Here is a 20,180-nt window from a genome sequence, read left to right as displayed (position 1 = left end):
CAACGGCGGGATATGGCCGGTGTGAAGTATCCGCGATGTGTCCGGCTTTGCGGGAAAATGTACCGAAGTGTCGGGGTCGCGCACCGGCGATACAAAGCGATACAAACTGCTGCAGTGGCGAGGAAACGGCTGCGGCCAATGCGACCACTTGCCGAGGCAGCGCGATTGTATCGGAATGTATCCAGGCGGCCGGAAGCTACATCCGTATTCAAAAAACGGTTGCTTACGACATATCGGGGATACAAGTAGAGCGCCTTTTCGCGACCGTGATCCATTCGACAGGAGAGACCGATGTCAGAGCAAATCAACCACCACCGCCGCCGTTTCTTCGGCATGACGGCAGTCGCCCTTGCGGCCGTCGAGTTCGGCGTGGCCGGCACGGCCGCCGCCCAGTCGTCTGCGACTGCCGCATCGGTGCCAGCTATAAAGCCCGGAACCAACACGTCCTTCGAAGCGCTGAAGCAGGTCAAGGCAGGCGTGCTCGACATCGGTTATGCCGAGGCGGGAAAGGCGGATGCCCCTGTCGTATTGCTGCTGCACGGCTGGCCCTATGACATCTATAGTTTCGTCGATGTCGCGCCGCTGCTTGCCTCGGCAGGCTACAGGGTGGTCGTGCCTTATCTGCGCGGTTACGGGACGACCCGCTTCCTGGACGACCAGACGCCGCGCAATGGCCAGCCGTCAGCGCTCGCCGCCGATATGATCGCGCTGCTTGATGCGCTCGATATCGAGAAGGCTGTCATTGCCGGCTACGACTGGGGCGGGCGGACCGCCAACATCATGGCGGCGCTCTGGCCCGAGCGCTGTAAGGCGATGGTATCGGTAAGCGGCTACCTGATCGGCAGCCAGGAGGCCAACAAGAAGCCGCTTCCGCCGAAAGCCGAACTTGCCTGGTGGTACCAGTTCTATTTCGCTACCGAACGCGGTCGTCAGGGATACGAGAGCAACACGCATGATTTCGCAAAGCTTATCTGGCAGACGGCATCGCCGAAGTGGAACTTCGATGATGCGACATTCGACAGATCGGCCGCTGCCTTCGACAATCCCGATCACGTCGCGATCGTCATACACAATTATCGCTGGCGCCTGGGGCTTGTCGAAGGTGAGGCCAAGTACGATGCCTACGAGACGACGCTCGCCGCAACGCCTGTCATTTCGGTGCCGACCATCACCATGGAGGGCGACGCAAACGGTGCGCCGCATCCGCAGCCTTCCGCCTATGCCGGAAAATTTTCCGGCAAATACGAGCATCGGACGATCGACGGCGGCATTGGCCACAACCTGCCTCAGGAAGCGCCGCAGGCCTTCGCGCAAGCTGTCATAGATGTCGATCGCTTCTAATGTCGGCGCCGCCGGTCGCGGAGCCTCGTTGCTCCGACCGGCGGAATATGCGTAGCTCGCGTCAACCGCCTCGACATCGAGGCGGAGGGCGGGGGCCGCTTCTATCGGTAAGGAATAGGGAAATATGGATCATGTCGATCACATCCTGATCGTCGATGACGATCGCGAAATCCGCGAGCTGGTATCGGGCTACCTGCAGAAGAACGGCCTGCGCACGAGCGTTGCCGCTGACGGGCGCCAGATGCGCAGTTTTCTCGAAGCCAATGCAGTCGACCTGATCGTGCTCGATGTGATGATGCCCGGCGATGACGGGCTGGTGCTATGCCGTGAACTGCGCGCCGGCCGGCACAAGGCGATCCCGATCCTGATGCTGACGGCCCGCACCGACGAGATGGACAGAGTCCTCGGATTGGAGATGGGCGCCGATGACTATCTTCCCAAGCCCTTTGCCGCGCGGGAACTGCTCGCCCGCATCAAGGCGGTGCTGCGGCGCACGCGGATGTTGCCGCCCAACCTGCAGATCAGCGAGGCCGGCCAATTGCTGACTTTCGGCGACTGGCGGCTCGATACGGTGGCCCGGCACCTTCTCGACAAGGAAGGGACCGCGATTGCGCTCAGCGGCGCCGAATACCGTCTGCTTCGCGTGTTCATCGACCATCCGCAGCGGGTGCTCAATCGCGACCAGCTTTTGAGCCTGACGCAGGGCCGCGACGCCGATCTCTTCGATCGGTCTATCGATCTCCTGGTCAGCCGCCTGCGTCAGAGGCTGGGCGACGATGCGCGCGAACCGACCTACATCAAGACGGTGCGCAGCGAAGGCTATGTGTTTTCGGTTCCGGTCGAAATCTTGGAGCTGCGCCAATGAAGGCGGCAATCCGCTTGCGTTCGGGCCTGACGTGGCCGAGCACGTTGCGGTCGCGGATCTTTCTCATCCTGCTGATCGGATTGGCCTTGGCCTACGGGCTGTCGTTCAGTGTGCTCTATATGGAGCGCTACATGTCGGCCAAAGCCGTGATGCTCGGCACGCTGGAGAGCGACGTTGCAACGTCGATTGCCGTTCTCGATCGGCTTCCGCCCCGCGAACGCGGCGATCTGCTCGATCGGCTGAGCCGCGGCAATTATCGTTTCGTGCTCGGGCCCGGCCTTCCCGGCGTGCCTGACACGTCAAGCAAAGGGGCGGAAATCTCAGGAAAGATCGAGGAGGCCATCGGGCACCGCTTTCCGATCCGGATCGAACGAATTCCTGGCGATGTGAACCGGCTGCAGGCGCATCTGACGCTCAGCGACGGAAGCCCGTTGACGATCGACGTCACGCCGAAGGGCGTCATGCCGATTGCCGCATGGCTGCCCTACGTCTTCGTCGTCCAGATGGCGCTGCTCATCCTCTGCACCTGGTTTGCGGTTCGCCAGGCGATCCGGCCGCTCGGCGAGCTTGCCGCCGCCGCCGATGCGCTTGACCCGAACAAGGACGGTCCGGCGATGAGTGAGGCGGGGCCGAGCGAGGTCGCGCATGCGGCAAGAGCATTCAACGCGATGCGGGAGCGGATCGCCCATTACCTCGAAGAGCGCGTCCAGATACTGGCGGCCATCTCGCATGACCTGCAGACGCCGATCACCCGCATGCGGCTGCGCGCCGACATGGCGGAGGATTCGCCGGAGAAAGACAAGCTGGTGCACGATCTCGGCGAGATCCAGCGCCTCGTTCAGGACGGCATTGCCTATGCACGCAGCGCGCATGGCAATGGCGAGAAGAGTGCCCGCATCGATCTCGCCTCGTTCATCGACAGCATAGCCTACGACTACCAGGATACTGGAAAGGCCGTCACCGTGGTCGGCCTGGTTCAGGGTGCTGCCTTCACCAAGCCGCATGCTCTTCGCCGCATCCTGTCGAATTTCATCGACAATGCGCTGAAGTTTGCCGGCGCTGCCGAGATCAGCGTCGCGCGCAGCGCCGAGAACGATATCGTCATATCAGTCATGGACCGCGGGCCGGGAATTCCGGACGATATGCTGGAAGCCGCCATGCAGCCTTTCTTCCGGCTGGAACAATCCCGCAACCGGGAGACCGGCGGCACCGGTCTCGGTCTTGCGATCGCCCAGCAGCTGACGGCCAAGATCGGCGGATCACTCCGGCTCTACAATCGCGCCGGCGGTGGTCTGGCGGCAGAAGTCACCATCCGTTGACGTCGGCAGTCACCGCAAAATTTCGAGATGTTTGTATGTAAGGATGTCCTCGATATCGGATGCTACGTTTTGTGACATTTCGGGCGATTTCGGAAACATGGCGGATATATCCGTCGGTCAAACCACACTCCGTCAACCCGGCCGCGTAGCGCGGCCAGTCGCCTGGAGCGACGCAACACAAGGAGTGTTCCATGACAAAGATCGACAAGGTTCTCTATACCGGCAAGACCCACACGACGGGCGGGCGCGACGGCGCGTCGCACAGCGACGACGGCCAGCTTGATATCAAGCTTTCGCCTCCGGGCAGCAACCGCGCCGGCACCAATCCCGAACAGCTTTTCGCCGCCGGTTGGTCTGCCTGCTTCATCGGCGCGATCGGTTTCGCCGCGGCTAATCAAAAGGTCAAGCTTCCAGCCGATCTTGCCGTTGACACCGAGGTCGATTTGGGAACCGCCGATGGCGGCTATTTCCTGCAGGCCCGTCTCAAGGTCAGCCTGCCCGGGATCGAAGCGGATGTGGCACGAACCCTCATTGAAGAGGCTCACCAGACCTGCCCCTATTCGAAGGCCACGCGCGGCAATATCCATGTCGAATTGACCGTTGCCTGATGGATGGATTTTTCGCCGGCCTTGGCTGCGGCGGGCAGGGAACCGGCGCCGAAAACAAGCAGGTCGAGGCCGATCGGGCCCCGTCGATGGAGGTTTTTATGAGATTGATGATCATCTGCATTCTGGGAGCGGTGGTCTTCGCCGCGCCCTGCATCTACGACGTAAGCTCGCAGGAGCCTTCGCCGCTTGCGGGCCTCGTAACGGCGGCATCCGCAGCTTCGCCTTCGGGGGGAGCAGAGGCCGCTCCAGCCGATCCCGGGGTCGACAACTCCTCTTCTGACCTCACCAAAGGAGAAAGACCGTGAAGCTCTATCAGAATGAAATTTCCTCGGCGACATCTCGCGTCCGCATCGCGCTCGCCCTCAAGGGACTGACGGCAGAAGCGCTGCCGGTTAGCATCCTCGGTGAGGATGCCGAGAGCCGGCAGGCCGGATATCGCAGCGTCAATCCGCAGGGGCTCGTGCCGGCCTTGCTGACGGATAGCGGTGTCCTCCTTACCCAGTCGCTGGCGATCGTCGAATATCTCGACGAGATCCAGCCCGAGCCTCCATTGCTGCCTGACACCGCGGAAGGCCGGGCGCAGGCGCGGTCGATCGCGCTTGCGATCGCAGCCGAGATCCATGCGCTGCTGCCGCCGCGGATCGGCCTGCATCTCGGCAAGGTCTTCCAGGCGGATGCCGATGCCATTACTGCCTGGAATCGTCATTGGGTCGGCGAGGGAATGGCCGCGGTCGAGACGATGATCGCCGGCCGCAGGCCGGGAGCCTTCGCCGTTGGGGATCAGCCTGGTATTGCCGAGATCTTCCTCTTCCCGCAGGCGATCAGCGCCCGGCGCCTCGGCTTCGATCTCGCCAGCTGGCCCAATATCGCGGAGATCGTCGCCAGACTGGAGGCGATACCGGCTTTCCAGGAGAATGCGCCGGCGCCGAGACGATGATCCAATCTATGAAGAATCGGCCGCAAGTGACTGCAGCCGATTCTCTTCTGGTGTTCTAGCCTTGGCGATGAGACGTAGCCTTCATGGCCCGTCGGCCGCGTTTAACGGTTGACCCTTGCCTGCAGATGCGCGGGATAACGATCGCCTTCCACCTTGATCGTGGCGAGCGCGCTTTCGATGCTGGCAAGGTCCTCAGCCGTCAGTTCGACTTCAGCGGCCTGGATGTTCTCCTCGAGGCGATGCAGCTTGGTAGTGCCGGGGATCGGCGCGATCCAGGGCTTCTGCGCCAGCAGCCATGCGAGAGCCACTTGGGCGGAGGTTGCCTTTTTGCGGGCGGCGATTTCTCCGAGACGATCGACGAGCACCTGGTTGGCCTTTCGCGCCTCCTGAGAAAAGCGTGGCACGACGTTGCGGAAATCCTTGCTGTCGAAGGTGGTCGTTTCACTGATCGCGCCAGTCAGGAAGCCCTTACCAAGCGGGCTGAAGGGCACGAAACCGATGCCGAGCTCTTCCAGCGTCGGCAGGATTTCCTGCTCGGGTTCGCGCCACCACAGCGAATATTCGCTTTGTAGTGCTGCCACCGGCTGGACGGCATGGGCGCGGCGGATCGTCCGGGCGCCTGCTTCCGAGAGGCCGAAATGTCTGACCTTGCCTTCCGCGATCAGCGCCTTGACCGTGCCGGCGACATCCTCGATCGGAACATCGGGATCGACGCGATGCTGGTAGAAGAGATCGATGACATCGGTCTTCAAACGCTTCAGCGCCTGGTCGGCCACCGCGCGGATCTGTTCCGGCCGGCTGTTCATGCCGCTCTGGCCGCCATTGGCATCGAAGTTGAAACCGAATTTCGTGGCGATCACCACCTCCTCGCGAAAGGGCGCCAAGGCCTCTCCCAGAAGCTCTTCGTTCTTATAGGGGCCATAGGCCTCGGCCGTGTCGAAGAAGGTCACGCCGCGTTCAAATGCCCGCCGGATCAGTGCGGTCGCTTCCTGAATATCTGTCGCTGGGCCATAACCGTAACTCAGCCCCATGCAGCCGAGACCGATGGCTGAGACATGAAGTCCGCTCTTTCCAAGTTCACGTTTCTGCATAGAAGTTTCCTCTTCTAACCTTGGTATTGCGTGTCGGTGACATGCTCCATCCAGTCGACGACCTTGCCGTCGAGCTGTTCCTGGATGGCGATATGGGTCATCGCCGTCGTCGGCGATGCGCCGTGCCAATGGCGTTCACCCGCTGCGAAGCAGACGACGTCGCCGGCGCGAATCTCCTCGACCGGGCCGCCTTCGCGCTGCACGCGACCGCAGCCCGATGTGACAATCAGCGTCTGGCCGAGCGGATGGGTGTGCCAGGCGGTGCGGGCTCCGGGCTCGAAGGTGACGCTGGCGCCAGCCGCGCGTGCGGGGCGGGTCACGGCAAACAGTGGGTCGACACGCACGCTGCCGGTAAACCAGTCGGCTGGTCCCTTGGCCGAAGGCTGCGAACCGCTTCGCTTGATATCCATCTTTGTCTTCCTTTCGATGTCGGGGTGGACAGGTCCACTCGAGCAGCAAGGTATTTAGCGCGTGTGTTTGGTCGCGATTAGATGGTATAAACGGCAAGAACCCATGAGAAAGTTTCATGAATGCCGCGCCCCGCCGTCAACGACCTCATCGCCTTCCTCGCCGTTGCACGCGCACAGAGCTTCACCAAGGCGGCGGGCAAGCTGGGTGTGTCGCAATCGGCGCTCAGCCACACCATCCGCGGGCTCGAGGAGCGGCTTGGACTGCGATTGCTGACCCGAACGACCCGCAGCGTCGCGCCGACAGAGGCCGGCGAACGCCTGCTCGGCTCCATCGGACCGCGGCTCGACGAGATCGAGAGTGAGTTGGCTGCCTTGAGCGCCTTCCGGGAGAAGCCGGCAGGCACCATCCGCATCAATGCCGGCGAGCATGCGGCCGATGCCGTCCTCTGGCCCGCCTTGCAAAAGCTCCTGCCTGATTATCCCGATATCAATGTCGAAATCATCGTCGACTACGGTCTGACCGACATCGTCGCGGAGCGCTACGATGCGGGGGTGCGGCTTGGAGAACAGGTGGCGAAGGACATGATCGCGGTGCGCATCGGCCCCGACATGCGGATGGCCGTGGTCGGCGCTCCCGCCTATTTCGACACCAGGCCGAAGCCGCTGACGCCGCAGAACCTTACGGATCACAATTGCATCAATCTGCGTCTGCCGACCTATGGCAGCGTTTATGCGTGGGAGTTCGAGAAGGACGGGCGCGAGCTCAGGGTTCGGGTCGAAGGACAGTTGATCTTCAACAATATAGCCCTGCGGCTGAACGCGGTGCTGGCTGGTCTTGGGCTGGCCTATATGCCGGAGGACTTGGTCGAGGCGCATCTTGCCGACGGGCGGCTGGTGCGCGTCCTCGAGGATTGGTGTCTGCCGTTTTCCGGCTACCATCTCTACTATCCGAGCCGCCGGCATACGTCGCCGGCATTCGCCCTCGTCGTCGATGCACTTCGCTATCGAGGATAGACGCCCACTATGTCGGGCCGCCCGGACAGGCATATATCCGAACCAGGAGTGATCGGCTCTTGCCGGAAGCGAACTCATGCCTGCCAGTGATTTGACATTCCATCACTCGCCGCTAATTCACACTTGAAATTGAAGGAAACAGTGAATGAATACTGCGGCACCTGCCACGAAAGCTCGGACCGGCGTGTCCGGTTTGGATACAGTTCTGGCGGGGGGCCTCTCGCCGGGGCACGTTTTTCTCCTGGAGGGGAATCCGGGAGCTGGCAAAACGACGATTGCGCTGCAGTTCCTGATCGAAGGTGCGCGGCTCGGCGAGCAGGGGCTCTACATTACCCTTTCGGAAACCGAGAGCGAACTTCGGGCCGGTGCCGCATCGCACGGCATGGTGATCGATGGGAATATCGAGGTCTTCGAGGTCGTGCCTCCGGAAAGCCTGCTGGATGCCGACCAGCAGCAGAGCCTGCTTTATTCGTCGGATCTTGAACTCGGGGAGACGACAAAGGAAATCTTTGCCGCTTTCGAGCGGATCAAGCCACGTCGCGTGGTTCTCGACAGTCTGTCGGAGATAAGGCTGCTCGCGCAAAGCTCGTTGCGCTACCGCCGGCAGATCCTCGCGCTCAAACATTATTTTGCCCGACAAGGCGCGACAGTCCTTCTGCTCGATGATCTGACGTCCGAGGTGCTCGACAAGACAGTGCACAGCGTCGTGCACGGCGTCATCCATCTCGAAGAGATGGCGCCGAGCTACGGCTCCGAACGCCGACGTCTCAGGGTCATAAAATATCGCGGACAGGCCTTCCGCGGCGGCTATCACGATTTCATCATCCAGACTGGCGGGGTTAAAGTCTTTCCGCGGCTCGTCGCCGCCGAACACAGGTCGAGTTACGCCCGTGATCAGATTTCCTGCAATATTGCAGAACTGGATCTGCTTCTCGGAGGTGGCCTGGAGCGAGGTTCCAGTACACTCATACTTGGTCCCGCCGGCACCGGCAAAAGCACGTTCTCCTTTCAATTCCTGATGGCTGCGGTCGCGCGCGGCGAGAAAGTGGCGGCCTTCATTTTTGACGAGGAGCTGGGCCTGCTCTTCACGCGGCTGAAGGCGCTCGGAATGGATCTCGAAGCCATGCGAAACGCGGGTCATATCCACATCGAACAGCTCGATGCCGCCGAACTGTCGCCGGGCGAATTCGCCCACCGCGTGCGCAATTGCGTCGACAAGTCGGATGCGAAAACCGTCATCATCGATAGTATCAACGGTTACCAGGCTTCGATGCCGGACGAGAATTCGCTGATCCTTCATATGCATGAGCTGCTGCAATATTTGAACAGGCAAGGCGCCAACACCTTTCTCACCGTGGCCCAGCACGGGCTGGTCGGTGACATGAAGGCACCTGTCGACGTTACCTATCTCGCCGATACCGTCATTCTGCTGCGTTACTTCGAGGCGGCCGGAAAGGTGCGGCGGGCAGTCTCGGTGATCAAGAAGAGGACCGGCTTTCACGAGGATACCATCCGGGAGTATCGCATCGACGCTTCCGGCTTGAGGTTCGGCGATCCTCTCGTCGGGTTCCAGGGCGTGCTTCGCGGCGTTCCCGAATTTGTCACGACCTCAACGCCGCTCCTTGCGACCGATGGCGGGGATAGCGGCAATTCCTAATTCCGGCAAACCGAAAGCATTGATCTACACCCCCGTCGGTCGCGATGCCTGGGTGGCGAGATCATTGGTCGATGAGGCCGGATTGGCATCGATTGCCACCACCGACCTGCCTATGTTCGCGTCATCGCTCAGCGATGACGTCGCGCTTGGCGTCCTGACGGAGGAGGCCGTTCGCTCGAGCGATCTCAAGCCGATCGCCGCCTGGGTTTCGGCCCAGCCGAGCTGGTCTGACCTACCGTTCATCGTGCTCACCACACGTGGTGGCGGACCTGAACGAAATCCGGCCGCTGCCAGGCTTTCCGAGGTTCTTGGCAACGTCACCTTCCTGGAAAGGCCGTTCCATGCGACCTCGTTCATCAGCGTGGCCCGGACCGCATTAAAGGGGCGCCTGCGCCAATATGAAGCGCGAACCCGGCTTGAGGCTCTGGGCGAGGGAGAGCGGCGGTTGCAGACCGCTCTCGCCGCCGGTCGTCTCGGGGCATGGGAGCTGGAGCTGTCCTCGATGGCATTGTCGGCCTCGGCGACCTGCAAAGCAATCTTCGGCCGAAGCCCCGATGACGATGTCACACGCGACGATCTGATCGCAAGTATCCACCCCGACGACCGGGATCTTGTGCTGGCACGGTTGCGCCAGACGATCGATACTGGGCGCGACTATTCGATCGAGCACAGGACGATCTGGCCGGATGGATCGCTGCATTGGACCGAGGTCCACGCGCAGCTTTATTCCGACAGATATGGTTCCGCCATGAAACTCGTCGGCGTCTGCTCCGATACCACTGTCCGCAAGACCATTGAGGAAAACCTGAGACGGCTCAATGAAAACCTCGAAGAGCGCGTGAGGGAACGGACCAAAGAGGTCAATGCGGCTCACCAGACCCTGCTCGAGGAAGTGTCCCAGCGTGAAAGAGCCGAGGAGCAGCTTCGCCAATCACAGAAGATGGAGGCGATCGGCCAACTGACCGGCGGCGTCGCACACGATTTCAACAATCTGCTGATGGTCGTTCTCGGAAATCTGGAGCTGCTCGGCAAGCATGTTGCCGGAGATGCCAAGGCGACGCGTCTGGTCGACGGGGCGGTTCAGGGTGCGCGGCGCGGGGCGGCGCTGACGCAGCGGCTGCTGGCTTTTGCCAGACAGCAGGATCTGCAGGTCAAGCCGATCGATCTGGCCGAGCTGGTCTCCGGCATGAAAGATCTACTGCGGCGCTCTGTGGGATCCTCGATCAGTATCGAAACCATCCTGCCGGCAACCCTGCCGCCGGCGCTGGTCGATGCGAACCAGCTCGAACTGGCGCTGCTCAACCTTGCGGTCAATGCCCGCGATGCGATGCCGGATGGCGGGACGCTGTCCATATCGCTGCGTGATGCGCAGGTGGCCGGCGATGACGGCACTCTCGACAAGGGCGCCTATCTTGTGTTGGCGGTGGCCGATAGCGGCACCGGCATGGACGCGGAGACGCTGAAGAAGGCGGTCGATCCGTTTTTCTCGACCAAGGAACTCGGAAAGGGCACGGGCCTCGGCTTATCGATGATCCACGGGCTTGCCGTTCAGCTCAATGGCGCACTTCGTCTGACAAGCGAACTTGGGGTCGGGACGACCGCTGAGTTGTGGCTTCCCGCAACCGAACAGCGCCCCGAGCGGGTGATCGAAGCGGAACTGCCCGTTCCGCAAGCTGCATCCAGACTGAAGATCCTGCTGGTCGATGACGATGCCTTGATCGCCATGAGTTCGGTCGACATGCTTGAAGATCTCGGCCACGAGGTCGTCGAAGCAAACTCCGGCGCGCAGGCGCTGGAACTGATCAGCAGCGGTCAGCATTTCGACCTTGTCATAACCGACTATTCGATGCCTGGTATGACCGGTGCACAGCTGGCCCAGGCCGCACGGGACATTTATCCGGCATTGCCGATCGTGCTGGCGACAGGTTACGCCGATCTTCCCGCCGGCACCGATATCGATCTTCCGAGATTGGCAAAGCCCTATGATCAGGCTCAGCTCGCCAAGGAAATCGCCAAGGCGATGGCAAGCGAAACAATTCAGCTTCTCAGGTCCGGCAGTGGTGCACGGGGCTCAGCGCCCATAGTGCCGCGTGTCCTTTCAGGCGCGCAAAGGACGCTGTAACACTTTTAAGCGCTGCATCATTGTGTCCTTAAATCGATTCCGATTTAAGAATTAAGCCGTGGCCTGTCCAAGGCCGACGATGCCAGCAATGAAATCGGCGATGGCGCCTGTGTCGTCCAGATCGAAGACCGGCAGGGCCGTATCCGTGACGGCATGATCGGCGGCGATAGCGCAGATATGGGGATCGCTCGGCGCCAACGGTTCACGATTTGCCGCCTCCAGGCGGCGGGCCTCGATCTTCGGGATCGGCTCGCGCTTGTAACCTTCGATCAGCACGAGGTCGCAGGGGGCGAGGCGGGCGAGGATCTCCTCGAACTCAGGTTCGGGGGCACCGCGCAGCTCGTGCATGATGGCGTAGCGGGTGCCGGAGACGATGGTGACCTCGTGGGCGCCGGCCTGGCGGTGGCGGTAGCTGTCGGCCCCGACCTTGTCGATGTCGAAATCATGATGGGCGTGCTTGATCGTCGAGATCCTGTAGCCGCGGCGGGTGAACTCCGTCACCAGTCGGACGGCGAGCCCCGTCTTGCCTGAGTTCTTCCAGCCGGCGATGCCGAAGATTTTCGGTGCGGTCATCCGCGAAGGGCCTCCAGCCAGCGTTCCGCCTCGACGAGATCGTCGGGCGTATTGATGTTGAAGAAAGGGTCGAGCAGGCTGGCGCGGGTCGGATGCAGCGGAAACGCCACTTCCGTAACGTCATGCCGTAACAGGAAGTCGCGTACGCGGCGCTTCTCGTCGGTGGTGATCCAGGCTTCGAGATCGGCGGCCAGCGTCACCGGCCACAGCCCGAAGACGGGATGGCTGCGGCCCTCGGAGGCGGCAATGGCGATCTGCGACGGGTGCTCGATCGCAGCCGCCAGCCGGGCGACGAGATCGGCCGGGAAGAACGGGCAATCCACCGAGACGGTGACGACATGGGTGATCGAGGGCAGGCCGGCGGCATAGACCATGGCTGCATGGATGCCGGCCATCGGCCCGGCCTTACCGCGAAAACGGTCGGGAACGACAGGCACGCCCTCGGCGGCGGCATCGGCATTGACGGCAACGAGCGGGGCCTGTTGCGCGAGGCGGGTCAGCACATGGTGGAGCAGGCTCTCGGCCCCGAGCATCACGCCTGCCTTGTCGCGGCCCATGCGCTGCGAGCGGCCGCCAGCCAATACGACGCCTGCTATATCAGATCTGCCAAGCGAGAATTCAGCCATCATCCTTCCTCAGACCGGCGCGCGCGGCGCGGATTCCTGCGCGATCGGCGATACGCGGCGCTTGGCCTCACGATAGAACGTATAGAGGCCGGAGGCGATGACGATCGCGGCGCCGACGAGCGTCCAGCTGTCAGGCACTTCGGCGAAGAAGAGGAAGCCGAGCAGGGAGGAGAAGATCAGGCTGGTATAGCGGAACGGCGCGACGAAGGAGATTTCGCCGGTACGCATGGCGAGAATGACCGACTGGTAACCGACGAGCACCAGTACCGAGGCGAGCACGAGATGCCCGAGCGAGGTGGCGCTGACCGGCTGCCAGCCGCCGAGCAGCGGGATGAGCAGTGCGCCGAAGAAGGAGGCCGACATGGCAGTGATGACGGTTATCATCAGCGAGGGAATTTCCGGGCTGATGCTCCGGGTGGCGAGATCGCGGCCGGCCGTCGTCAGCACCGCGGCGACGCAGAGCAGGGCGGCGGCGGTGAATCCTTCCGGGCCGGGGCGGATGATGATCATCACGCCGACGAGGCCGACGAGAATCGCCGACCAGCGCCGCCAGCCGACCGGCTCACCGAAGAACAGCGCTGCACCGAAGGTGACGACCAGCGGCAGCGACTGCAGGATCGCCGAGGCATTGGCGATCGGCATCAAGCCGAGCGCGGTGATATAGGTGACGGCGGAGAGCGTCTCACAGATGATCCTGAAGATAATCATCGGCTGCAGCATGACCCGCCAGGAGCGCAGCGCGCCCATTTTCCAGGCGATCAGATAGACCAGCAGGCTGGTGAAGAGGCCGCGCAGGAACATGATCTCGCCGGCGTTCATATGGGCGATCACCGATTTGGATAGGGCGTCGCTTGCGGAAAAGCCGGCCATCGCCATGCTCATATAGATGGCGCCCTGAGTATTGCGTGACCGCGGCATGAAGAGATTCCCGTTACCTGTGCGCCCCTTTTAGTCGCGAAGATGCATGAAGGGAATCGGATGAATGTCACACCAGGCATAAATCGATGATGCGGTGCACAATGGCACTGATGTCAATGCAGGCGTGTGGGCGGAAGTCCGACAAATGCCTGTTTTATAACGTGAATTCCGATATTTCCGACGCCGCGATCAAGGCGTCGATGAGGACGTCCGTCGCGTTGCCGGTTCGGCCATAGGCGTTTTTCTCGTCCTGCGCGGGAAACGGGTGGCTGCATCGCCTGATGTTTGAGCATCTCAGGTCTCGTAACAACCCAGGAGAGACCGATATGACACTTCTCAACGACAAGATCGCAATCATTACCGGCGCAAGTTCCGGCATCGGCCGCGCAGCGGCGAAACTCTTTGCACGGCAAGGCGCCAAGCTCGTAGTCACCGGCCGGCGGCAGGATGCGCTCGATGCCGTCATCGCGGAAATCGAGGCGGAGGGTGGTCAGGCCGTCGCCATATTAGGCGATGTCAAGGACGAGGCGCTGCAGGCAAGGCTCGTCGAGACGGCAGTTTCGCGTTTCGGCCGGCTCGACATCGCCTTCAATAATGCCGGCATCCTCGGTGAGATGGGGCCGGTCGCCGGGCTGTCGCTGGAGGGCTGGCGCGAGACGATCGAGACCAATCTCACCGCCGCCTTCCTCGGCGCCAAGCACCAGTCGGCGGCGATGGGAAAAGGCGGCGGATCGCTGATCTTCACCTCGACTTTCGTCGGCCACACCGTCGGCATGCCTGGCATGGCCGCCTATGCGGCGAGCAAGGCGGGGCTGATCGGCTTCGTGCAGGTGCTCGCCGCCGAATTCGGAACGCAGAAGATCCGTGTCAACGCACTGCTTCCCGGAGGCACCGACACGCCCGCCAGCATCACCAACGCGCCCGATGCCACGCCGGAGGTGCTCGCTTTCGTGGAGGGATTGCATGCGCTGAAACGCATGGCGCAACCCGAAGAGATCGCCAATGCGGCGCTTTTCCTCGCCTCCGACATGTCGAGCTTCGTGACCGGCACGGCGATGCTGGCGGATGGTGGGGTTTCGATCAGCCGGACATAGAGCGGGCAAGGGAAGGTGCCGTCAGTGTCATCACTGCGGCACGTTCTTAGTTGCGGCGGGCTATGCCGCCGCAACTAAGGCATCGATCAGGCGACTTCGCGTATGTCTCTTTCCGCCAGGCGGTCGAGGTAGGCGACCAGGTCCTCGATGGTGACGAGGGGGAGGTTGTGGCGTTCGGCGAAGAGCGTGAGTTCGGGCAGACGGGACATGGTTCCGTCGTCGTTGGCGACTTCGCAGATGACGCCGGCGGGGACCCTTCCGGCGAGGCGGGCGAGATCGACGGCGGCTTCGGTATGGCCGGGGCGGCCGAGCACGCCGCGGGGGTTGGCGCGGAGCGGAAAGATGTGGCCGGGGCGGGCGAATTCATCTGGCTTTGCGCGATCGTCGACGAGGGCGCGGACGGTGGCGGCGCGGTCGGCAGCCGAGATGCCCGTCGTCGTGCCCTTGAGATAATCGACGGAGACCGTAAAGGCGGTTTTGTGCGATTCCGTGTTGTTGGGCACCATCAGCGGAATATCGAGCGCATCGAGGCGCTCGCCTTCCATGGCAATGCAGACGAGGCCGCGGGCGTGGGTCATCATGAAGGCGATTGCCTCAGGAGTGACGGCGTCGGCCGCGACCACGATATCGCCTTCGTTTTCCCGGTTCTGGTCGTCGACGACGACGACCATCTGGCCGCTGGCAATGGCTGATATGGCATCTTCAATTGTTGCGATAGTCATGCTGTCTGGCCTTTCAAGGGTTATGTCAGCGGGCTGACATGGTCTGCTCGGCTCAATCCGTGAGCGAGCCTTCTGCCCTTGGGCGAACAAACGTCAGCCGACTCCGGGATGGAGTGCGACTGCCCGTGTTGTCCTCTTCCATCCGGACTATACCGTCGGCTCCGGCATCTCACCGGATCTGCTGACCTTCCAGCAATTCAAAGTGCTACAGCGTCGTTTGCGCGTCTGAAAGACGCGCGGCGCTGTGGTGCCGGAAGCGCTCGCGGGCTCCAGGATCACTCCTGATACCGCCGGTGGGGAATTACACCCCGCCCTGAGAACATTTCAAAGATAGGATCAAAGACAGGCGGATGGCAAGGTCAGTCGACCGGGCAAAAATGCAAAGCTGCCCTAACGCCGATGGACACACTGTTCACATGGAGGCGACGACCGGCTCGCCTTCAGTGCTTGGTTGGTGGTTTGGTCCTTCCATGCATGTCGTTGTCCCAAACCACTGCGCACTTTTAGGCGACATGCATCAGGACATGATCAGGCCGCCGTCGACATTGATCGTCTGGCCGGTGATATAGGCGGCGTCATCGCTGGCGAGGAAGGTGACCAGGCCGGCGACATCCTCTCCGGAGCCGGCCCGTTTCATCGGGATGCCCTCGACCCATTCCTTCATCAGTTCGCCGGGGGCGTAGTTGCCGAGCAGCTTGCCCCAGGCCTGGTCGTTATAGGCCCACATGTCGGTCTCGATGATGCCTGGGCAGAAGGCGTTGACGGTGATCTTCTCGGTCGCGACTTCTTTGGCCAGGCTCTGGGTGATGCCGACGACGCCCATTTTCGAGGCGGCATAATGCGGCGTGTAGATGAAGCCGTCGCGGGCCTGGCCGGAGGCGGTGTTGATGATGCGGCCGCCGCGCTTGTGCTTGCGCATTCTTGATATCGCCTCCTGGGCGCAGAGGAAGACGCCCTTGGTGTTGACGGCCATCACCTTGTCCCACTCGTTTTCGGTCAGGTCCTCGACCCGGGCGATGGTAATGACGCCGGCATTCTGGATCGAGACGTCGACCGAGCCGAATTCCTTCTCGGCGGCATCGTAGAGGGCCTTGACGCTTGCCTTGTCGGTAACGTCGCCGATGAAGGAGATCGCCTTGCCGCCTTCGGCCCGGATCTGTTCGGCAACGCCGTGGACCAGCTCCTCGTTGGCCGAAACGACGAGATTGGCGCCTTCGCGCGCAAAGCGTCTGGCGATGGCAGCGCCGATGCCGCGGCTGCCTCCCGTGATCACGACCGTCTTATCTTCGAAGCGTTTCATGCTCTTTCCTTCCCGGTAAACAGCAAATCTGGGCGTGACCTGCCCTGCGATGATTATTGGAGCTCGGCGAATTCAGGCAGTCTTGGGCGCCGTCCGTTCGACAGCCCGTTCGATCGGCGTGAAGGGCGGGCAGACGACGATATCGCACGCCGTCTTGCCCGTTATTCCCTTCAGCGCCTCGATCTCAGCTAGGGAGGAAGCGAGACCGTTCATTATCCAGTTGCCGGCAATGAGCTTTCGCCTCGCCATCACCAGCAGCAGAAACCGCCGTCGACGAGAAGATCGACGCCGGTCACGAAGCTTGCCGCATTCGACAGCAAGAACACTGCCGGGCCTACCATCTCGTCCACCGCTGCCATTCGCTGCATTGGCGTTTGCTCTTCGAAGAGCTTGGTCTGATGAACCATCTCCGGACGGGTGTTCATGGGCGTTGCCGTGTATCCGGGGGAGATGGTGTTGACGCGAATGCCGCGGTCGACCCATTCCATCGCCATAGACTTCGACATATGGATCACGCCCGCCTTGGAGGCGTTATAGTGCGCTTGGCTCAGCCCTCGGTTTACGATCACACCCGACATGGAAGCGATGTTGACGATGGAGCCGCGTCCATTCTTCAGCATGGCGCGAGCCTCGGCCTGGCAGGAAAGAAAGACGCCTTTCAGGTTGATATCCATCAACGTCTGATATTGGTCCTCCTCCATCTCTTCCGCCGCGTTCGCGTTAGCGATGCCCGCCGCGTTGACTGCAAGTGTCAATGCGCCGAGATCTGCCTCGGTCCGTGCTATTGCCTCTCCAAGGGAAGACTTGCTCGTGACATCCGCCGCGATCTGGATCGAACGGCGGCCAGCGGCGCGAATATGTTCAGCCGTCCTGGCCAGCCCGTCGTCGGTTCGACGGTCGAGCAACGCCACGTCGGCGCCGCACTGTGCAAGGCCGATGGCAATGCGCTGCCCAATGCCGCTTCCTGCTCCGGTAACGATGGCAACCTGGCCGCTGAGATCGAAAAGCTTCGGGGCGTTCAGAGTGATGTCGGACACCGCTCTTCCTTTCTCTGTCTGTTTAGATGGTGGCTAGCTCCATGACCGAAACGTCATTTGCCTGGTCACGATTGAGAATGCCTGCCTGTTTGCCTTGCGCAAGCACGAGAATGCGATTGGAGACTCCGAGAACTTCCTCGAGGTCCGAGCTTACGACGATGACCGCCACGCCCCGTTTGGCAAGATTGACGATGATGTCGTAGATGCCCGCTCGGGCGCCGACGTCGATGCCTCTCGTCGGTTCGTCGAGTACGACGACCTTAGGATCGCGCATCAGCCATTTCGCGATGACGACCTTCTGCTGGTTGCCGCCGGACAGGTCCGAGGCATATTGCTCCGCACGGCCCTTCACGCCGAACTTGGCAACGGCCTTCTCCGCAAACGAGCGCTTGACGCGCGGCGTAATCCAACGCCCGCCCAGCTTGTCAAGATTGGCGTATATAATGTTCTCGCCGATCCGGTGCCCGACAACCAGGCCTTGCTCCTTGCGGTCTTCCGGGACCATCACGATGCCCTTGGCGATCGCGTCCGCCGGATCGCGCAGCCTGAGTTCTTCGCCTTCCAGCTTGATCGAACCTGCACTGATTGGGTCCGCGCCCGAAATGGCGCGGACAAGTTCCGTGCGGCCGGCGCCGACCAATCCGGCGATCCCGAGAATTTCCCCGGCGCGCACATCGAAGGTAACGTCACGGAATGAGTTGTCCGGCGAGCTCAGCCCCGACACCTGGAGTACTGGATGGTCTGTCGGAACCGGCAGGGCAGGGAACAAGCGGTCAAGCGGGCGTCCGACCATGCTCTCGACGATCGTTCGCACCGGTGTCGCGCTGTCGGAGAATTCCTGCACACGCTCGCCATCGCGAAGAACGACGATCCGGTCGGTTATTCGCTTGATCTCTTCCATGCGGTGGGAAATGTAGACGATGCCGACACCCTCTGACCGAAGCTTTCTAACCTGTTCGAAAAGAGCTTCCGTCTCCGCGCCGCCAAGGGCGGCTGTCGGCTCATCGAGGATCAGTAGCTTGGCGTTGAGAGCCAGCGCCTTGGCGATCTCGATGAGTTGTTGATTTGCTGTGGAAAGGCCGGCGACCGTCCGCGTTGCGGGTATGTGAAGGTTCAAGCGAGCGAGCTGGTCGTGGGCCCGGCGAACCATTTGGGGACGATCGACGACGCCGTTCTTCATCGGCCAGCGTCCGATGAAGACATTTTCCGCGATCGACAGTTGCGGCAGAAGCTGCAGCTCCTGGTGGATCAGGACAACGCCCTTGTCGATCGCTTCCCTTGGGGTGGCTGGGGCATAAGGCTGCCCCAGCCATGTCATTGATCCTTCGGACGGTGTGCGGGACCCGGCGATGATGCCCGATAGCGTTGACTTGCCCGCTCCGTTTTCACCGAGAAGTGCAACCACTTCGCCCGGATAGACGTCCAAGCTGACATTCTTCAGAACCTGGAGCGGCCCATACCACTTGGATATGCCCCTCAGGGAAAGAACTGGATCAGTCATGGCACACCTCCTCAAGACCTCAACTTCATTACGGATGGTTGGCGATGAAGCCTGCGACGTTTTCCTTGGTTGTCAGCGTGGCATCCATGAGCTGGATCGGCGGCACCTTTTCTCCGGCGACAAGCTTGGCGGCGTTTTCAACCGCATCGCGGCCCATCTTCTGCGTCTGCTGGGTCGCAGTTACGTTGAAGACGCCCTTGCTGAGCGCTTCGAGAGCTGCGGTGTCACCATCGAAGCCGCCAACCACGATCTTCTGGGAAGGATTGGCGACCTTGATCGCCTGTGCGGCGCCAAGGGCGAGGCCGTCGGCCTGGGCGAACACGATCGAAACGTCCGGATTTGCCTGCAGCATATTCTGCATGATCTGGAATCCTTCGTCCTGGCTCCAGATGTTCGAGAACTGCTCGGCGACAACCTTGACGTCCGGATATGCCTTGAGAGATTCAGCGCAGCCCTTCGAACGATCGACTTCCGGCGTCGTGCCCTTCTGGCCGTGGATGATGACCATCTTCCCCTTGCCGCCGGCTTCCTTCAGGATGTAGTCGCACACGGCCTTGGCAGACGCGACGGAATCCGTTGCAAGGAATGTATCGCCGGGTGCTCCCTCGGCGTTGCGGTCAACGTTCACGACCGGAATACCAGCGTTCTTCGCGAGCTTGACCGGAACGGTCGCAGCGGCCGCACCTGCCGGAATGTAGATCAGCGCGTCGATTTTCTGGGTCAGGAGGTCCTGAATCTGATTGACCTGTGTCGGCCCGTCGCCCTTTGCGTCGACCGTGATGACTTCGATGCCGCGCTTCTTGGCTTCGGCTTCGACCGATTGCTTGATCTGGTTGAAGAAGTTTGCCTGAAGGTTGGCAACGGCCAAGCCGAGCTTCTTCAGTTCCGCCGCGTGTACGGGGCCGAGCATGAGACCCAGCAGTGCAGCAGACGCGAGCATGGTGCGCGCTATTTTCATTGTATTTCCTCCGTTGTTTGATGGAACCCTCGGGTATGTCCTCCCCCTCGGGGTATTGATCCGCCCCAAACCCTTGGAGCGGAATTC

At 61.6% G+C, this 20,180-nt stretch carries 21 protein-coding genes and 1 riboswitch; of the genes, 10 read left to right on the top strand and 11 right to left on the bottom strand.

The genetic code is table 11. The features are described from left to right. Positions 1 to 291: 291 nt before the first annotated feature. From AB8B31_RS11575 to maiA, 6 genes are all read left to right on the top strand, one after another. Complete coding sequence (locus AB8B31_RS11575; protein WP_028733051.1) at positions 292 to 1,341, top strand: alpha/beta fold hydrolase; 1,050 nt, start codon at positions 292 to 294, stop codon at positions 1,339 to 1,341. A 124-nt stretch (positions 1,342 to 1,465) separates the two neighbouring features. Next, entirely contained in the window at positions 1,466 to 2,206 is a 741-nt protein-coding gene (locus AB8B31_RS11570) for a response regulator (RefSeq protein ID WP_028733050.1), read from the top strand. Further along, a complete protein-coding gene (locus tag AB8B31_RS11565) occupies positions 2,203 to 3,525 on the top strand; it encodes a sensor histidine kinase (RefSeq protein WP_028733049.1) in 1,323 nt (440 codons plus the stop codon). Before AB8B31_RS11570 ends, AB8B31_RS11565 begins: the two co-directional genes overlap by 4 nt. Before the next feature lie 191 nt (positions 3,526 to 3,716). Then, positions 3,717 to 4,133 (top strand): organic hydroperoxide resistance protein, encoded by a 417-nt coding sequence (locus AB8B31_RS11560; RefSeq protein ID WP_028733048.1) that lies wholly within the window; start codon positions 3,717 to 3,719, stop codon positions 4,131 to 4,133. 98 nt (positions 4,134 to 4,231) lie between these two features. Continuing rightward, on the top strand, positions 4,232 to 4,438 hold the full coding sequence (locus AB8B31_RS11555) for a hypothetical protein (protein WP_128408842.1): 207 nt from the start codon (positions 4,232 to 4,234) through the stop codon (positions 4,436 to 4,438). Next, positions 4,435 to 5,070: a maleylacetoacetate isomerase gene (gene maiA, locus AB8B31_RS11550; RefSeq protein ID WP_028733047.1), complete on the top strand. Its 636-nt coding sequence runs from the start codon at positions 4,435 to 4,437 to the stop codon at positions 5,068 to 5,070. The genes AB8B31_RS11555 and maiA overlap by 4 nt, the downstream gene beginning before the upstream one ends. 101 nt (positions 5,071 to 5,171) lie before the next feature. Here the strand turns inward: maiA and AB8B31_RS11545 are convergent, their stop codons facing one another. Beyond that, positions 5,172 to 6,161, bottom strand: coding sequence for an aldo/keto reductase (locus AB8B31_RS11545; protein ID WP_028733046.1), 990 nt, complete (start codon positions 6,159 to 6,161; stop codon positions 5,172 to 5,174). Between the two features lie 14 nt (positions 6,162 to 6,175). After that, the gene (locus AB8B31_RS11540; RefSeq protein ID WP_028733045.1) at positions 6,176 to 6,571 is read right to left on the bottom strand and encodes a (R)-mandelonitrile lyase; all 396 of its coding nucleotides are present in this window, start codon (positions 6,569 to 6,571) and stop codon (positions 6,176 to 6,178) included. A gap of 120 nt (positions 6,572 to 6,691) precedes the next feature. Here AB8B31_RS11540 and AB8B31_RS11535 point away from each other — a divergent pair, with 120 nt between their 5' ends. The 3 genes from AB8B31_RS11535 to AB8B31_RS11525 all read left to right on the top strand — a co-directional run bounded on the left by AB8B31_RS11535 (position 6,692) and on the right by AB8B31_RS11525 (position 11,364). Next, a complete protein-coding gene (locus tag AB8B31_RS11535) occupies positions 6,692 to 7,585 on the top strand; it encodes a LysR family transcriptional regulator (RefSeq protein WP_027684430.1) in 894 nt (297 codons plus the stop codon). Positions 7,586 to 7,730: 145 nt separating this feature from the next. Next, positions 7,731 to 9,242: an ATPase domain-containing protein gene (locus AB8B31_RS11530; protein WP_018242308.1), complete on the top strand. Its 1,512-nt coding sequence runs from the start codon at positions 7,731 to 7,733 to the stop codon at positions 9,240 to 9,242. Beyond that, on the top strand, positions 9,217 to 11,364 hold the full coding sequence (locus tag AB8B31_RS11525; protein ID WP_080671783.1) for an ATP-binding protein: 2,148 nt from the start codon (positions 9,217 to 9,219) through the stop codon (positions 11,362 to 11,364). The genes AB8B31_RS11530 and AB8B31_RS11525 overlap by 26 nt, the downstream gene beginning before the upstream one ends. 51 nt (positions 11,365 to 11,415) lie before the next feature. On the opposite strand, the gene mobB is transcribed toward AB8B31_RS11525, so the two are convergent. Genes mobB through AB8B31_RS11510 form a run of 3 tightly spaced genes read right to left on the bottom strand, consistent with a single transcriptional unit; the run spans position 11,416 to position 13,481 of the window. Beyond that, complete coding sequence (mobB, locus tag AB8B31_RS11520; protein WP_018242306.1) at positions 11,416 to 11,937, bottom strand: molybdopterin-guanine dinucleotide biosynthesis protein B; 522 nt, start codon at positions 11,935 to 11,937, stop codon at positions 11,416 to 11,418. Continuing rightward, positions 11,934 to 12,563, bottom strand: a complete 630-nt coding sequence (gene mobA / locus AB8B31_RS11515) for a molybdenum cofactor guanylyltransferase MobA (protein WP_028733043.1) — start codon at positions 12,561 to 12,563, stop codon at positions 11,934 to 11,936. The genes mobB and mobA overlap by 4 nt, the downstream gene beginning before the upstream one ends. Positions 12,564 to 12,572: 9 nt before the next feature. Continuing rightward, positions 12,573 to 13,481 carry a DMT family transporter gene (locus tag AB8B31_RS11510; protein ID WP_028733042.1) on the bottom strand — a complete coding sequence of 303 codons (909 nt, stop codon included), beginning with the start codon at positions 13,479 to 13,481 and terminating at the stop codon, positions 12,573 to 12,575. A gap of 326 nt (positions 13,482 to 13,807) precedes the next feature. On the opposite strand from AB8B31_RS11510, the gene AB8B31_RS11505 reads away from it, so the two are divergent. Next, entirely contained in the window at positions 13,808 to 14,575 is a 768-nt protein-coding gene (locus AB8B31_RS11505; RefSeq protein ID WP_028733041.1) for an SDR family oxidoreductase, read from the top strand. 86 nt (positions 14,576 to 14,661) lie between these two features. Here AB8B31_RS11505 and ribB read toward each other — a convergent pair whose 3' ends face one another. From ribB to AB8B31_RS11475, 6 genes are all read right to left on the bottom strand, one after another. Beyond that, on the bottom strand, positions 14,662 to 15,297 hold the full coding sequence (ribB, locus tag AB8B31_RS11500) for a 3,4-dihydroxy-2-butanone-4-phosphate synthase (protein ID WP_032998443.1): 636 nt from the start codon (positions 15,295 to 15,297) through the stop codon (positions 14,662 to 14,664). 126 nt (positions 15,298 to 15,423) lie between these two features. Then, a riboswitch (FMN riboswitch) is annotated at positions 15,424 to 15,622 on the bottom strand. Between the two features lie 192 nt (positions 15,623 to 15,814). Continuing rightward, the gene (locus AB8B31_RS11495) at positions 15,815 to 16,597 is read right to left on the bottom strand and encodes a glucose 1-dehydrogenase (RefSeq protein ID WP_018446376.1); all 783 of its coding nucleotides are present in this window, start codon (positions 16,595 to 16,597) and stop codon (positions 15,815 to 15,817) included. A gap of 72 nt (positions 16,598 to 16,669) precedes the next feature. Further along, a complete protein-coding gene (locus AB8B31_RS11490; protein WP_162710255.1) occupies positions 16,670 to 16,810 on the bottom strand; it encodes a hypothetical protein in 141 nt (46 codons plus the stop codon). Between the two features lie 35 nt (positions 16,811 to 16,845). Beyond that, positions 16,846 to 17,634 carry an SDR family oxidoreductase gene (locus AB8B31_RS11485; RefSeq protein ID WP_028733040.1) on the bottom strand — a complete coding sequence of 263 codons (789 nt, stop codon included), beginning with the start codon at positions 17,632 to 17,634 and terminating at the stop codon, positions 16,846 to 16,848. Between the two features lie 22 nt (positions 17,635 to 17,656). Next, a complete protein-coding gene (locus tag AB8B31_RS11480) occupies positions 17,657 to 19,135 on the bottom strand; it encodes a sugar ABC transporter ATP-binding protein (protein ID WP_028733039.1) in 1,479 nt (492 codons plus the stop codon). Positions 19,136 to 19,163: 28 nt separating this feature from the next. Next, positions 19,164 to 20,093, bottom strand: coding sequence for a sugar ABC transporter substrate-binding protein (locus tag AB8B31_RS11475; protein WP_028733038.1), 930 nt, complete (start codon positions 20,091 to 20,093; stop codon positions 19,164 to 19,166). Positions 20,094 to 20,180: the final 87 nt, after the last annotated feature.

It is taken from the genome of Rhizobium sp. 62_C5_N11_2 (assembly GCF_051811185.1).
In the GTDB taxonomy this organism is placed as follows: domain Bacteria; phylum Pseudomonadota; class Alphaproteobacteria; order Rhizobiales; family Rhizobiaceae; genus Rhizobium; species Rhizobium leguminosarum.
Note: the sequence above shows the minus strand (reverse complement) of the source record. Positions and strands in the feature narration are given on the sequence as shown.

Bases quoted from the DNA above. Each gene is read 5' to 3' on its own strand.
- AB8B31_RS11535 (WP_027684430.1), top strand. From the start codon at position 6,692: ATGCCGCGCCCCGCCGTCAACGACCTCATCGCCTTCCTCGCCGTTGCA.
- AB8B31_RS11480 (WP_028733039.1), bottom strand. From the start codon at position 19,135: ATGACTGATCCAGTTCTTTCCCTGAGGGGCATATCCAAGTGGTATGGG.
- AB8B31_RS11565 (WP_028733049.1), top strand. From the start codon at position 2,203: ATGAAGGCGGCAATCCGCTTGCGTTCGGGCCTGACGTGGCCGAGCACG.
- AB8B31_RS11555 (WP_128408842.1), top strand. From the start codon at position 4,232: ATGAGATTGATGATCATCTGCATTCTGGGAGCGGTGGTCTTCGCCGCG.
- AB8B31_RS11475 (WP_028733038.1), bottom strand. From the start codon at position 20,093: ATGAAAATAGCGCGCACCATGCTCGCGTCTGCTGCACTGCTGGGTCTC.
- AB8B31_RS11530 (WP_018242308.1), top strand. From the start codon at position 7,731: ATGAATACTGCGGCACCTGCCACGAAAGCTCGGACCGGCGTGTCCGGT.
- AB8B31_RS11495 (WP_018446376.1), bottom strand. From the start codon at position 16,597: ATGAAACGCTTCGAAGATAAGACGGTCGTGATCACGGGAGGCAGCCGC.
- AB8B31_RS11540 (WP_028733045.1), bottom strand. From the start codon at position 6,571: ATGGATATCAAGCGAAGCGGTTCGCAGCCTTCGGCCAAGGGACCAGCC.
- AB8B31_RS11510 (WP_028733042.1), bottom strand. From the start codon at position 13,481: ATGCCGCGGTCACGCAATACTCAGGGCGCCATCTATATGAGCATGGCG.
- ribB (WP_032998443.1), bottom strand. From the start codon at position 15,297: ATGACTATCGCAACAATTGAAGATGCCATATCAGCCATTGCCAGCGGC.
- mobA (WP_028733043.1), bottom strand. From the start codon at position 12,563: ATGGCTGAATTCTCGCTTGGCAGATCTGATATAGCAGGCGTCGTATTG.
- mobB (WP_018242306.1), bottom strand. From the start codon at position 11,937: ATGACCGCACCGAAAATCTTCGGCATCGCCGGCTGGAAGAACTCAGGC.
- AB8B31_RS11525 (WP_080671783.1), top strand. From the start codon at position 9,217: ATGGCGGGGATAGCGGCAATTCCTAATTCCGGCAAACCGAAAGCATTG.
- AB8B31_RS11505 (WP_028733041.1), top strand. From the start codon at position 13,808: ATGACACTTCTCAACGACAAGATCGCAATCATTACCGGCGCAAGTTCC.
- AB8B31_RS11545 (WP_028733046.1), bottom strand. From the start codon at position 6,161: ATGCAGAAACGTGAACTTGGAAAGAGCGGACTTCATGTCTCAGCCATC.
- AB8B31_RS11575 (WP_028733051.1), top strand. From the start codon at position 292: ATGTCAGAGCAAATCAACCACCACCGCCGCCGTTTCTTCGGCATGACG.
- AB8B31_RS11490 (WP_162710255.1), bottom strand. From the start codon at position 16,810: ATGAACGGTCTCGCTTCCTCCCTAGCTGAGATCGAGGCGCTGAAGGGA.
- AB8B31_RS11560 (WP_028733048.1), top strand. From the start codon at position 3,717: ATGACAAAGATCGACAAGGTTCTCTATACCGGCAAGACCCACACGACG.
- AB8B31_RS11570 (WP_028733050.1), top strand. From the start codon at position 1,466: ATGGATCATGTCGATCACATCCTGATCGTCGATGACGATCGCGAAATC.